Genomic DNA, 12,598 nt, shown 5'->3' on the forward strand with positions numbered 1-12,598 from the left:
GCTAGTTTTAACTTTTTAACTTAGTTTTCATTAACCGAGGTTGAGGGGGTCCCTGGCTCCCTCTTCAATTGGGCTTCATGTGGAGCCCCGGACTTACGGTCGAATGTAATCGGGCCTTTACGGTTCACGAGCCGTTTCAGATCCACGGTCATTTCATTTTTCAGCTTGTCAATGAGCTGCTCCTCTTTGATGCCTTTACTTTTAGCAATATCGGCCAACGATTTGCCTTGTCCCAGCTCATTCTCTAACCGGGCAGGAGTGATACCCAGAAGCTTGGCGATCTTCTCGTTCAAATGGTAATTCCAGCCGCCTGGCCCTTTACCATGTCCGTGTCCATGTCTATGAACATGTCCTTGTCCGTGATGATCCTGTGGTGCAACCTTCCACTGATGAGCTTCCCCTTGGCTTGATGCGTTGGGAGCAGGAGCTTGCAATGGGTTGCCCGGTTCAGTACCGGAAGCTCCGGCAGCCCCCGCAGTCCCATACATCATCACCCCTCCATATAGAATAGCAGCGGTCAATTTCCATTGATTTTTCATGATGCAGACCCTTCTTTCGTCCTTTTTCATACTATATTTTCTCTTTCTGCTTTTTTTATTCATCCTACATATTTTTGCAAAATCCTTAATGTAAAAATAACAAAATGTTGAAAATTGCAATCTGTTTTATAATGGCGGGTAACAACTAGATATCGCTATAAAATTATCTATAAGAGATGCAGGTGATAGCGATGGAGTGGTATTTTGCATACAAAGATGAATTGGAAAAAGTTTTTCGTCAAGCGGAAGAACGGACAGCCGCATTTCCTGCTCCATTTCAGAATCAGGGCTTGGACTATCTGGCCCGTTTTAATCCGTTACGGGAAGACAGCACGCGTAACTACATATGCTATTTGCTTCCGTTCTGGCTGCAGGAACTCACCGGGCTGGCTCCCGAAATTTGCCGTAAGCTGTCACTCGGCAACGTGTTCGTCATGGCTCATTATTTGATTCAGGACGATGTGATGGATACAGCAGCAGACAACCGCAAAATGCAACTCGCTTTAAGCCAATTGTTCTATACCGAATGTTTGGACGTATACCGGGACCTTTTTCCCGCGTCCTCTCCTTTTTGGACGTATGCCCGAACGTATATCGGTGAATGGGCTGTTAGTGTGACATCTGAGGGAACAAAGGACTTTTTTCAGGGGGAACGACATCAGGTGGCGCTGAAAGCCAGTCCGTTAAAAATGGCTGGCACGGGTGCTTTACTGCTCTCTGGGCGGGCCGATCTGATCCAGGCCATTACAGACATGACAGATACAGCACTGGTTGTACTTCAAATGTCGGATGACTGGGCCGACTGGTCGGAGGACTTGGAGGAAAATAGCTACAACTGCCTATTGTCCCACATCAGCGCCGAGCAGAAGACAGCTTATCGCGAAGGACTGGGACCAGAGCAGATTCGGGAGGCGATTTATGTACGCGGGGCGCTTGCCAGTTACGTGAGCATTGCTGATCAAGCGGTCCAGCAGTTGGAAAATCTGGAGCCTGACATCCCTGGACTGCGTATGTTCACACGTTCTATCGCAGAAGAACTGGGTGAAGAGGCGGCAGAAATTGAAACCGGACGTTCGCATTTGCGAAGAGGCGGACTGGATTTTTGGCTCTCCAAAAATATGAAATAATGCTAGATTTTGATGAGACTTTCGTGGTATACTGACTAGGTAAATATAACCAATTGAATGAGAGGGTGATTTTTGATGGCTACTGAAGTTCTTCAAACACAAGTCATTCAAAAAGCGTGGGAGGATGCCAGTTTTAGAGAAAAACTGATGACAGATCCCAAGTCTGCAATCCGTGATGTGTTAGGAGTCGTTATCCCCGATCATATCCAAATCAAAACACTAGAGGAAACACCCGATCAATTTTATCTGGTCATCCCTCCAGCCCCTTCCGGTGTGCTCGCTTCATCTCAGAAACCACGCTCCATGTGGTAAGTTTGTTTTTGTAGCTTACTGGTTTTATAATCCTTACACCATGCGGGTGGGTTCAGCAAGCCTCCTTCCGTTTTCCCTAGCACAAAAAGCCGGATATTATCCGGCTACAGGGAAGCGGATGGTCGCTTCTGTTCCCACCCCTTTTGCACTTGTAAAAGATATTTTGCCGTTCATCGTTTCAATAATCCGAAAGGTCACCATCATGCCCAAACCTGTGCCTTTGGTCTTATTGGAAAAGTAAGGCTCACCCAGTCTGGATAAGGTCTGCGCGTCCATTCCTTCGCCATTATCCCGAATATGAATAACAGCTTCTCCGTTCTCCACATAAGCCCATATATGAATATGACCCTGATCACGCAACGCTTCAATGCTGTTTTTAATAATGTTGATGAATGCCTGCTTGAACTTGGAGGAATTCCCGCGAACTTTGATTTCCTGGGGAATATCCAAAGAAATTTTACCGCCTTGCAAATTAGCCATCGGACTGATAATTCCTTCAATATGCTTAAATTCATCCAGGATCGACAACGTTTTGGTCTGCTCAAATTCAGGTTTGGCAAATGTCAGAAAATCGGTGATAATCCCGGAAGCACGATCCAGCTCTTCCAGCGCGATATGCAGATAGTCTTTGTTTTTTCCATCCTCCTGCTTGCTCATCAACTGGAGAAATCCACGGGTAACCTGAAGCGGATTACGTACCTCATGAGCTACAGATGCAGCCAGATCGCTAATAATCTCCATTTTCTCCGAACGCTGAAGCTCATTATTGAACATCTCTAGCTCTCTGGAATATCGAACCACCTGCTTATGCTTTTCTGCCAGCCTTCTGCCCAAAATCGCAATCAGCGCCAGCACAAAGCCGAACACGCCCCATTTCCACAGAAACATATTGTAGTGTCCATCCCTAATAAAGAACCAGGTCAGCTCACCGATGGAAATGACTGCGAAAAAAGCAAATCCTATCGATAAAATGATCGCTTCGTGGTCTCCCTTAAGCGCCATGCGAACCGAAGCAAATACCAGCAACACAAGTAATGCCACGAGTAAAACACCCAGGATAATTACACTGAAAAAATAATATACATCGTTTAACCGCTCCTGTACCCCTAAATTCACAATCATCATTGTAAAGCAGAACAAGGAGTAGGCGGTTAGTAATTTTCGAAACTTGCGGATTAGTATGATCGAGTTGATATTTTGTTCAAAAAAGTAAGCTAATGAGGGCAGCAGAATAAACAACCCTACATCAAAAAACTGTAAATAGAGCTTGCCGTAGCTACGATAGAACGTATACAGGAAGGGTGAATACGTCACGATCATCAGACCAATAGACAGCACGATTGCACTTAAGGACAGCCACATTGCTATGCTTGGACGGAACAGAAAAAATGAGCAGATCAGCAACACCAGAGCTATAAATATAAAGGTACTGCCCAGTACGATATCCAGAACATCCATTCTGACCAAGGTTCCCAGCAAATCACGATAATCGCCAGTCTTCACATTTCCGGTAATGCCCAGTCTGTTCTTGCTGCTTTCCGTCCATATGTACAATGTTTTACCGCTGTCTTCCGGTTTAAGCGGGATCAGAATACGATTATTTTCATAATTGTACCCGCGATAGGACTCATAAAAATTGATGCCGTCCTTATACAGCGTAATATGTCTGCCATAAATATTTTCAAAAAGCACCGCTGGCGTTTCATCATTCAGCGTTGGAAGCTGAAGACGAATCCAAGCAGAGCCGGTATTCGCGGGCTGCTTGAACAATTGTGAATCATCATTAATATGCATCCAAACTTTGCTTGGGTCCCGCACCTCGTCAAGTGATCCATCCTCCCCTTCCACTCCCCATCTCATATCCCAGGAGGGTATCCGGTATTCCATTTCAGGGGTCGTTTTGGCCGCATAGGCGGGTAGGCCTATCGACAACAGTATTACAATGACCGCCAGCAGGGCGGCGACAGCTTTGGGCACAAGCCTCATGTTAAGCACCTCAAAGTTACATAGTAGGATTTACAAAATTGTATACGTTTTATCATTTTTCAACGTCTGGAATAATATTATTCTATACGATGATGTTCATACCTTCTTCATAAGAAGGGTATCATGTTCTTTTTAATCATTTTTTGTAAAATCTTCTTATTGATTGATGATGATTTCCTGTTCTCTTTATCATATCACAGCAGTTAACCGAAAAAAACGTTCATTGGGAATGGCAACATCCCTATTTCGCATGATTTTAACCTCGTACAGACACACTAACCCAAGGTTTAATCGTTCTGCCGTTTGGGTAAGGTCGGAATAAGCAATAAACTAACAAAGGAGCTGGAGTACGATGGCAAACCGGGATCATATAAATGATGAGCTTCATGACAACGATTTTGAGCCTTCCCTGCAAAATGCAGAAAAGAATTGGGAAAACCTGACCGAAGGACCAGATACTCCACTGGAAAACATTCCTGATGCCGATGATCTTTCCCCCGACAGCCCTATTGACCCTTCTGCACCAGCGGAATTTCTACATGGCACGGATTTACTGAATGGTGCCGATGGGAATGACGATGACGAACGGTTACCGAGCCTTTCAAAAGGGTAATGAAGTATATACAAACGAAAGGAGTTGAGGTCCGTTATGTATAAAGATCCCATGTCTCAGGCGGATATGGCATATAAACGCTACAAAGCCTTGAATCCTGTGGAAGAGGACGACCGAAGGTCTGCGGACAAGTCCAATACAGATGATACCGAGCAATATCTTGTCGAAGACATTCCGCGAGGCGTCGCATCGGCAAAGCCCGTGCCCAACGACCAGGCATGATCAGGGAACACATATGGAAGTAAAAAGGGTGTCTCCGCAAGCCACACAGATGATGAATGGCTGGCTTGGGCACCCTTTTTCTATTCGTATTTTTACAAAGGCAGCAGCGTGATCGTTGATTGGGCTTCCAATCCCTCGACCATTTCATTCCATGCCGCAGGCTTGTTCGGCAACACCGTGTAGTAGCGGCGCAGAAAGGCGGCCACTAACGCTGCGCTCACCTCGTTTACGCTGTCATCCTCGGGCATAAAGCCCAAATTCAGCCCTTCTACAGCGACGCCATCGTTATTCCAGGATGGATGTATATAGTCCAGATCCAGTCGTTTGTAGCCCAGATGAGACAGTACCTCACGCCGTACATACGGGTCCATCGGCTTGACGCCGCCAAAGGTATGATCATTGCCACGATAAGGATCATAAATTTCCGCAAACATCCCCTGCAACCGCTGTCCGCTGGCCTGAGCAAGCGAATGCAAATCAGCCTGACGATGCTTCCAAAGGAAACGGCCAATACCGAGCCCTGGCTGTCCAATGATCGTAAAGTCCGTCATGGCGACATTAAAATCCTCATAGTAGCGATATTCGGTTGCACCGACCACCTTTTGATCCTGTACGGCGACAAAGACACGGATGCCCGGGTCTTCCAACGGTTCTTTCCACAGACTATACTCCAGCACTTCCTCCGGTGGGAATACCTCCTGCATTAACTGATGCATGCTCGCAAATAGCGGGTCTTCTATATGGGTAATGCGATGATATTCCATATGGGCATACTCCTTTTTATGTAGTGATGTAGTGATTTAGTGATCGGTATGAAACGGATTTCGCCATTCCATCAAGGCCGCATAATTACGCGATTGTTCATCATCCAAATAATCAGGCATGGTACAAACAGGCACCCGCCCGCAACGAAGCAGGAACGTTAACACCGGGTCCTTGAGCTCGCCGGAAACCACAGCATCTACATACGCTTCTGCGCTTAACTGGTCGGCATGATGCTGATAACCAGGCATGCGTCCCGCGCCTAACAAACGATCCAGTTTAAGTTCAATGACAAGATGGTATAAGGAAAAAATCAACCACTTGCCCAGCCCCAGTCTACGATAAGCGGGACGAACGGCCAAGTCGATCACATACAGCGCGTTACCGTCCTCACGATGGGTACGAATATAACCGTCGTCCGCGACTTCCTCCCATGTATGCTGGGGATGCTCGGGATCATAATGCATCAGCAGGCTGGTCACCGAACCCGCCAGTTCCCCCTCAATTTCCACGCACAGCGCTCCGTCTGCAAAATGCTCAACCTGACTCGTAATCTGCTCCCGGCTCCACAACAGCTCCTGCGGATAGGGCGGCGGAAAGCTCTCCTGCTGAATACGCAGCAGCCCCTCATAATCGGCTATGGAATAATTACGGATGACCGCCCGCAGCGGGCGATCTCCGTCAAAGACAAACCATTCTTTGCGATACATGACGACCTTCCTTTCGTTAGCTCCAGTCTGTGTACAAATCCGTACGGCGGTCACGCCATGTGGTCACTGATCCGCGCTCACGCACATCATACAATAGCTGCAAATCCAGATCGGCGGTGACGATCATATCGTTGTTTAACTCACCTTCTACCATAATGCCGCGTGGCGGAAATGGAATATCATTCGGTGTAATGACTGCCGCCTGTCCATAGTTGGCCCGCATAAAATCAACCGTAGGCAAAGCGCCTACAGTGCCTGTCAAAACTACATACACCTGATTTTCAACCGCTCTGGCGTGGCTTGTATACCGTACCCGGTAAAAACCGTGGCGATCATCCGTACAGGATGGACAGAAAATGATATCTGCTCCCTTTGCCTTCGCCATGCGTACGATTTCGGGAAATTCAATATCATAGCAAGTCAGCATCGCTATTTTACCCTTGGATGTCTCAAACACATTTAGTCCCTCGCCGGGAGCCATATTCCATTCATGCACCTCAGTGGGTGTGATGTGAATTTTGTCCTGAGTGACTACACGTCCGTCCGGGTAAAACAAGTGTGCCGTATTATATAAACGTCCGTTACGTTGCACCACATGGGTACCGCCGATAATATGCATCCCGGTCCGGCGGGCGAATGAAGTGAATAATTCAAGATAGCGATCTGTAAAATCCGGTAGGTCGTTAATGGTCAGGGCCTTGCCTTGACTGTCACCAATCGACATGAGCTGGGTCGTAAAAAACTCGGGAAACAGAACAAATTCCGCACCAAATTCCTCGGCTGTTTTGATATAATGCTCCGATTGAAGGGCAAATTCCTCAAACGAATCAATCGTATGCAGATGGTATTGAACCGCCGATACTCTGATTTTGCTCATAATTCCTCCTTGTACATAACGTCTTTTAGATGGCAAGGGATTCCCGTTGCTGTTCACATTATAACCGATTCAAAACCGGGCGAGAACCGAACCTGACAAACAGGTCTTGCCTTCTGCACCTACTTTGTTTAAAATAAGGTCAACTCTTTTGAATCACATGAACAAAGACATGGACGGAGACAAGTAAACGTCTACCCGGATTTCCACAGAAAGGTACGAATTGCTGAGAGCGTACCGAAATCCCGCGTTGAAATTCACTCCCGAGTCGAGCCTTGAACCAGCATAAGATTCATTTCTTATCTGCATTAGAGGTTTCCGGAAGCCCCCGTTACGGGCATCAAGCTCAGAAGTAGCTACTGTCGGCTGAAATGATGTTGACGACTTGTATGTATACTTCTGTAATTAGGGTGGTACCACGGCATTCGTCCCTTGCGGCGAGTGCCTTTTTGTGTTATTTTCTGAAAAAAGGTCTATGATTGGCAGAAAAAACAATTTTTATTCGTGAAAGGATGTTATGTATGTCGACAAATGAAAATTCTTTGGAGCTGCTGCGGGAACAGCTCGATGCTACCAACCTGCAATTGCTGGAGCTGCTGTCGCAGCGTGCTGAACTGGCCGGACAACTTGGTAAATTAAAAGAAGCTCAAGGGGTGCCTGATTTTGATCCGGTGCGCGAGCAACAAATGCTGGACAAGCTGATCGCCGCGAACCGCGGACCGTTCGATGACGCAACGATCCGCCAGCTGTTCAAGAATATTTTCAAGGCTTCGCTGAACTACCAAAAAGAAGAACACAAAAAGCATCTGATCGTCAGCCGCAAAAATCAGCCGGATAGCACGGTCATCAAGGTTAAAGACACGCTCGTTGGTGGCAAAGCCTCCGTTATGGTTGCAGGTCCCTGCTCGGTGGAAAGCTACCAGCAAACCCGTGAAGTCGGGGAAGCTCTGAAAGAGGCAGGCGTTCCGATTCTTCGTGGTGGCGCGTTCAAGCCGCGTACGTCTCCGTATGATTTCCAGGGACTGGGCATTGAGGGTCTGCAAATTCTCAAACGCGTAGGCGATGAGCTGGGACTGGCTACAATCAGTGAAATCGTCGACCCAAGACATTTGGAGGAAGCGATCCAATACATCGACATCATTCAAATTGGTGCGCGTAACATGCATAACTTCGAGCTGCTCAAAGCTGCGGGCGAAACAAGAACTCCGATCCTGCTCAAACGCGGACTTGCTGCTACAATGGAAGAATTCCTTCACGCAGCGGAATACATCGTTTCCCGTGGCAATACGCAAGTCATGCTGATCGAACGCGGTATTCGTACGTATGAAAAATGGACTCGCAACACGCTGGACATTTCCGCCGTGCCGATTTTGAAAAAGGAAAGCCATCTGCCTGTTCTGGTCGACGTGACCCACTCCACAGGACGTAAGGACATCCTCGCTCCTTGTGCCAAGGCCGCACTTGCTGCTGGAGCTGACGGGATCATGGTGGAAGTCCATCCGAACCCGGCAGTCGCTTTGTCCGATGCCCAGCAACAGCTGAATATTCCTGAATTCCACAACTTCCTGTCCGAAGTAAAAGAATCGGGTTTGTTCAAAGTGAAATAAATCGCTTTCATTTTCTCGGATTATGATGTAATATCAAGTCAGGATTGTGACTGATAATGCAGGCAAAACCTAGATACATGTATGCTCAATTTCTTTTTGACGCATAATGTATTTAGGTTTTTTTTATACCTAAAATTAGATATAAAACCATCAATGTATATACAGTCTTAATCCTAAAAAACATCATGTGTACGTTCAGGAAGGGGAAAAGAAAATGAGAGAAAGAAAATGGTTAAACGTTTTTCTATTAGGGATGATATGTATTTTGATCATCAGTGGTTGCAGCGGCGGAAAAGCTCCTGCTGTTGCAAAGGATGAAAAAGCTACTCCGGCCAAAGAACAAGTGGACAATAAAGTAGAAGCTAAAGCGACGAAGGCTAGAACCGTTATTACGACCGATGGAGAAGTCGATGATATGAATTCGGTTATTCGCTTCCTCCTCTATTCTAATGAAATGGACTTGTCCGGTATCGTACTGACCAGTTCCGTGTACCATTATGCAGGTGATGAAAAAGCAGGCATAAAGCCATTCAGATGGACTGGAACTCAATGGGTAACGGATATGATTGATGCTTATGGAGAAATTTACCCTAATCTAACTAAACAAGCCGAAGGATATCCAAAGCCTGAATATATTAAAAGCGTTACCAAGATAGGCAATATTTCATACAAAGGTGAGATGGACAAAGAAACAGAAGGATCTAATTTCCTTAAAAATCTTTTCCTGGATGATGACAAAAGAGATTTATATGTACAAACCTGGGGTGGCACAAATACGACAGCCAGAGCTTTAAAATCCATTGAGGACGAATACAAAAATACAGCTCAATGGGCTGATATCCAAAAAAAGGTGAGCGATAAGCTCGTTCTTTATATCATTTTGGATCAGGATGACAGCTACAATAAGTACATCGCAAAAAATTGGCCGGACATCAGAATTATCAATGATCAATCTAACTTCTGGCATTTTGCATACGCTTGGAAAATGCACACGGAAGAAGTCAATAGCAAGTTACACGGGGATTGGAACTTCAAGAATATCCAAAATGGCCACGGCAAATTGCTCGATATGTACGCTTTGATGGGCGATGGAAAAATGATTCCAGGTGAATTGGCTGAAGAGCAAAGAGGCAGTGACGCTTATTTAAAGAAAAATCCACAATATGATAAATATGATTTTATCTCTGAAGGAGACTCTCCATCATTCTTCTATCTGATTGATAACGGTCTGCGGAGTATGGAAAACCCAACCTATGGTGGCTGGGGTGGTCGTTTCGGTGTGGTTAACGATAAATTATTTAGAAATACCGTTTTAGACTATGATGTGTATACGAAAAAATTTGAAGCAGAATATTCTCTGATGAGATGGTTTGATGATATTCAAAATGACTTTGCAGCTCGTGCAGATTGGGCTATTGCATCCGACTATAAAGATGCCAATCATAATCCAACTTTAAGCATTAAAGAAGGAGTAGATGTAGCAGCTAGTCCCGGAGAGAAAATAACACTGCATGCAGAAGGATCAGATCCGGACGGCGATCAATTAACCTATAAATGGTGGAGATATTTTGAAGCCGATACGTATGAAGATTCTAAAGTAAAACCCGCGGAAGTGAAGCCTGAAATGCTGGGTAACATGCAGCTTGGACTTCATAGAGCAGTCGCCAAGGGTGAGAAATTAAATACGATTGACCTGCAAGGCAGCGATACAAATACGGTAAGCTTTACAGTTCCAGCAGATGCCAAGTCCGGAAATACGATTCATATCATCGCAGAAGTACAGGACAATGGAAAGCATCAGCTAAAACATTACCAACGTGTGATTGTAACTGTAAAATAACAGACGGAACGTCCAATGAAAAAGGCTCATGGAATTAACACTCCATGGGCCTTTATTTATGCATTTTGGACCAGCGCATACTCGTCTAAGCCTTCTTTTCAGGTAAAGGGACATAATATCCTTTGCCATTCGGACCCATCGCGAATTTATTGCGAAGATGGATAAGATTAGGGCCGAATTTGGCTTCCAACTCTTCACGAAACTCATACATGATTTCCATAATATAAACATCATGAATAATCACTTCCGTGATCGGCATCACAAGCCCTGGATGCATCGTCCATGCAGCACGGCTATCATCCCCGAGTGAAAGTATACCAGCCACAACCTCCCGGTCATCTACGCTGAGTACAATCCACCGCCCACCAATTTCGGACGTAATCTCTTCACTCATATCATGGTGGTAAATGGTGGCGAATTCAAAGTTAAGATCACCGTACGCTACAATGAAAATCTCAACTCCTTCCCGGGCGACTTGCTCTAAAGCAGCTCTGAACACCTCGGCATCCTCTTTCCAAATTTCCATTAAGATTCGGTGTTTGGCTCCCTTAATTCCTTCTTGTATGCGACTTATAATGGCTTCATAACCCGATATATTCCAAATATTCTCTCTGTTTTGGGACGATGCTGTATACTGCTCCAATGTCTCTTGCGCTACATTAAAAATCTGCTCTGCTTTGCGTTTTCTCTGGGCAATCAATTCATGGGGCGGGAGTGGTACATATAGCGGTGTATTATCCTGACTGACCATAATGTCCCCACGGTTAACCATCCCTGATAATACCTCATAAATTTTGGATCTTGGCACGCCGGAATTCAATGACACAGCGTATCCCGAAAGTGGAGAGCTTTCCAACAAGGTCACATAAGCTTTAGCTTCATATTCCGTAAAATTCAGATCCCGCAGAATTTCTAACACATTTGGTTTCATGACGCATTCTCCTCAAATTCATGTTCAACCTTACTATATCACTTCCCCTTGACAAAAACCGATATACGAACTATCTTTTTATGAGTAGTTACTAAAGTAGCTACTCAAGTAACTACTAATATTTCATTTGATACGAGATCATGTCAGGGAGGATTTCACTTGAACAAAGTCATAGCTATCAACAGCAACAGCAACCGTATCTATTATAGTGCTACGATTCTGGCCCTGCTGATTTGGAGCACATCGTTTATCGCCACAAAAGCAGCGTATACCACGTTCCCCCCTCTTACGTTGGGACTATCCAGATTTATGATAGCCTCTGTTGTGTTGGGTATTGTTTTGCTTATAAGAAAGGAATTTGTCAAAATTAAGCCAAAGGACTTAGCTATTATTGCATTTAGCGGTGTTTTGGGAATCACTCTTTATTTTTCGATGGAGAATATAGGAGTAAGCCTGACTACAGCTTCCAACGCAGCATTGATTGTCGCCTCCTATCCCGCGATCACATCGTTGCTTGAACTCATGATATATAAAGTGAAACTGTCCAAATATAAAATCATCGGCATTGCACTCGCTATGATCGGGGTATATTTTTTGACTTCGGTAGGCGGAAGCTCGAATGGAAAGAATGAACTGATCGGAAATTTAATATTGATTGGAACTGGTTTTGCGTGGGCATTTTATACTTTCATGACGCGCAAGGTTGTGGACAAATACCCGCCCGTGACTTTATCTTTTTATCAAACCGTAGCAGGCAGTATCTTCTTTATACCTCTGGCACTCATTGAAAAAGATAGCTGGCAAGCTCCGACAACGGGATCGTTTATGTTGTTAGTATATCTGGGCGTATTCTGTTCCGTTATCGCATTTTTGCTTTACAATTACGGATTAATCAAGCTGTCACCGAGCAGCTCCGTTTCTTTAATGAATTTGGTACCGATATTCGGGGTATTATTCTCTGTTCTATTGTTGCAGGAAACCATTTCGTGGCGACAAATTATTGGCGGTTTGGTCGTTATCCTAGGTGTCCTACTCAGTGCACATCAACCAAGCAGCAAATAGAACGGGGAAGTAT

The 12,598-nt window shown here is 45.2% G+C and carries 13 protein-coding genes and 1 other annotated feature; of the genes, 7 read left to right on the top strand and 6 right to left on the bottom strand.

The window, feature by feature from the left end; genetic code table 11:
- Positions 1-20: 20 nt before the first annotated feature.
- A complete protein-coding gene (locus QD47_RS21455; RefSeq protein WP_044648042.1) occupies positions 21-539 on the bottom strand; it encodes a hypothetical protein in 519 nt (172 codons plus the stop codon).
- 191 nt (positions 540-730) lie between these two features.
- Here QD47_RS21455 and QD47_RS21460 point away from each other — a divergent pair, with 191 nt between their 5' ends.
- Both QD47_RS21460 and QD47_RS21465 read left to right on the top strand, forming a co-directional pair.
- On the top strand, positions 731-1,666 hold the full coding sequence (locus QD47_RS21460) for a class 1 isoprenoid biosynthesis enzyme (protein ID WP_044648043.1): 936 nt from the start codon (positions 731-733) through the stop codon (positions 1,664-1,666).
- A 75-nt stretch (positions 1,667-1,741) separates the two neighbouring features.
- Positions 1,742-1,978, top strand: a complete 237-nt coding sequence (locus QD47_RS21465; protein WP_044648044.1) for an NHLP leader peptide family RiPP precursor — start codon at positions 1,742-1,744, stop codon at positions 1,976-1,978.
- 96 nt (positions 1,979-2,074) lie between these two features.
- Here the strand turns inward: QD47_RS21465 and QD47_RS21470 are convergent, their stop codons facing one another.
- A complete protein-coding gene (locus tag QD47_RS21470; protein ID WP_044648045.1) occupies positions 2,075-3,964 on the bottom strand; it encodes a sensor histidine kinase in 1,890 nt (629 codons plus the stop codon).
- Between the two features lie 352 nt (positions 3,965-4,316).
- Between QD47_RS21470 and QD47_RS21475 the strand changes: the two genes are divergently transcribed.
- The gene (locus tag QD47_RS21475) at positions 4,317-4,577 is read left to right on the top strand and encodes a hypothetical protein (protein ID WP_044648046.1); all 261 of its coding nucleotides are present in this window, start codon (positions 4,317-4,319) and stop codon (positions 4,575-4,577) included.
- 36 nt (positions 4,578-4,613) lie between these two features.
- Complete coding sequence (locus QD47_RS21480; RefSeq protein WP_044648047.1) at positions 4,614-4,799, top strand: hypothetical protein; 186 nt, start codon at positions 4,614-4,616, stop codon at positions 4,797-4,799.
- A 92-nt stretch (positions 4,800-4,891) separates the two neighbouring features.
- On the opposite strand, the gene QD47_RS21485 is transcribed toward QD47_RS21480, so the two are convergent.
- Genes QD47_RS21485 through QD47_RS21495 form a run of 3 tightly spaced genes read right to left on the bottom strand, consistent with a single transcriptional unit; the run spans position 4,892 to position 7,148 of the window.
- Positions 4,892-5,563 carry a hypothetical protein gene (locus QD47_RS21485; protein ID WP_044648048.1) on the bottom strand — a complete coding sequence of 224 codons (672 nt, stop codon included), beginning with the start codon at positions 5,561-5,563 and terminating at the stop codon, positions 4,892-4,894.
- A gap of 36 nt (positions 5,564-5,599) precedes the next feature.
- Positions 5,600-6,271, bottom strand: coding sequence for a GNAT family N-acetyltransferase (locus QD47_RS21490; protein WP_044648049.1), 672 nt, complete (start codon positions 6,269-6,271; stop codon positions 5,600-5,602).
- 16 nt (positions 6,272-6,287) lie between these two features.
- On the bottom strand, positions 6,288-7,148 hold the full coding sequence (locus tag QD47_RS21495) for a carbon-nitrogen hydrolase family protein (RefSeq protein ID WP_014280150.1): 861 nt from the start codon (positions 7,146-7,148) through the stop codon (positions 6,288-6,290).
- A 161-nt stretch (positions 7,149-7,309) separates the two neighbouring features.
- Positions 7,310-7,581: a binding site (T-box leader), on the top strand.
- An 85-nt stretch (positions 7,582-7,666) separates the two neighbouring features.
- Here QD47_RS21495 and QD47_RS21500 point away from each other — a divergent pair.
- Together QD47_RS21500 and QD47_RS21505 are read left to right on the top strand one after the other, a co-directional pair.
- On the top strand, positions 7,667-8,752 hold the full coding sequence (locus tag QD47_RS21500; protein WP_044648050.1) for a bifunctional 3-deoxy-7-phosphoheptulonate synthase/chorismate mutase: 1,086 nt from the start codon (positions 7,667-7,669) through the stop codon (positions 8,750-8,752).
- 214 nt (positions 8,753-8,966) lie between these two features.
- Positions 8,967-10,592 (top strand): DUF1593 domain-containing protein, encoded by a 1,626-nt coding sequence (locus QD47_RS21505; RefSeq protein WP_044648051.1) that lies wholly within the window; start codon positions 8,967-8,969, stop codon positions 10,590-10,592.
- Positions 10,593-10,677: 85 nt separating this feature from the next.
- Here the strand turns inward: QD47_RS21505 and QD47_RS21510 are convergent, their stop codons facing one another.
- Positions 10,678-11,523: a TrmB family transcriptional regulator gene (locus QD47_RS21510; RefSeq protein ID WP_044648052.1), complete on the bottom strand. Its 846-nt coding sequence runs from the start codon at positions 11,521-11,523 to the stop codon at positions 10,678-10,680.
- A 159-nt stretch (positions 11,524-11,682) separates the two neighbouring features.
- On the opposite strand from QD47_RS21510, the gene QD47_RS21515 reads away from it, so the two are divergent.
- Positions 11,683-12,585, top strand: coding sequence for a DMT family transporter (locus QD47_RS21515; RefSeq protein ID WP_044648053.1), 903 nt, complete (start codon positions 11,683-11,685; stop codon positions 12,583-12,585).
- Positions 12,586-12,598 lie beyond the last annotated feature (13 nt).

It is taken from the genome of Paenibacillus terrae, from assembly GCF_000943545.1.
Lineage (GTDB): Bacteria > Bacillota > Bacilli > Paenibacillales > Paenibacillaceae > Paenibacillus > Paenibacillus terrae_A.

Excerpts from the sequence above, each read along its gene's own strand:
- QD47_RS21455 (WP_044648042.1), bottom strand. The coding sequence starts at position 539 with ATGAAAAATCAATGGAAATTGACCGCTGCTATTCTATATGGAGGGGTG.
- QD47_RS21460 (WP_044648043.1), top strand. The coding sequence starts at position 731 with ATGGAGTGGTATTTTGCATACAAAGATGAATTGGAAAAAGTTTTTCGT.
- QD47_RS21465 (WP_044648044.1), top strand. The coding sequence starts at position 1,742 with ATGGCTACTGAAGTTCTTCAAACACAAGTCATTCAAAAAGCGTGGGAG.
- QD47_RS21470 (WP_044648045.1), bottom strand. The coding sequence starts at position 3,964 with ATGAGGCTTGTGCCCAAAGCTGTCGCCGCCCTGCTGGCGGTCATTGTA.
- QD47_RS21475 (WP_044648046.1), top strand. The coding sequence starts at position 4,317 with ATGGCAAACCGGGATCATATAAATGATGAGCTTCATGACAACGATTTT.
- QD47_RS21480 (WP_044648047.1), top strand. The coding sequence starts at position 4,614 with ATGTATAAAGATCCCATGTCTCAGGCGGATATGGCATATAAACGCTAC.
- QD47_RS21485 (WP_044648048.1), bottom strand. The coding sequence starts at position 5,563 with ATGGAATATCATCGCATTACCCATATAGAAGACCCGCTATTTGCGAGC.
- QD47_RS21490 (WP_044648049.1), bottom strand. The coding sequence starts at position 6,271 with ATGTATCGCAAAGAATGGTTTGTCTTTGACGGAGATCGCCCGCTGCGG.
- QD47_RS21495 (WP_014280150.1), bottom strand. The coding sequence starts at position 7,148 with ATGAGCAAAATCAGAGTATCGGCGGTTCAATACCATCTGCATACGATT.
- QD47_RS21500 (WP_044648050.1), top strand. The coding sequence starts at position 7,667 with ATGTCGACAAATGAAAATTCTTTGGAGCTGCTGCGGGAACAGCTCGAT.
- QD47_RS21505 (WP_044648051.1), top strand. The coding sequence starts at position 8,967 with ATGAGAGAAAGAAAATGGTTAAACGTTTTTCTATTAGGGATGATATGT.
- QD47_RS21510 (WP_044648052.1), bottom strand. The coding sequence starts at position 11,523 with ATGAAACCAAATGTGTTAGAAATTCTGCGGGATCTGAATTTTACGGAA.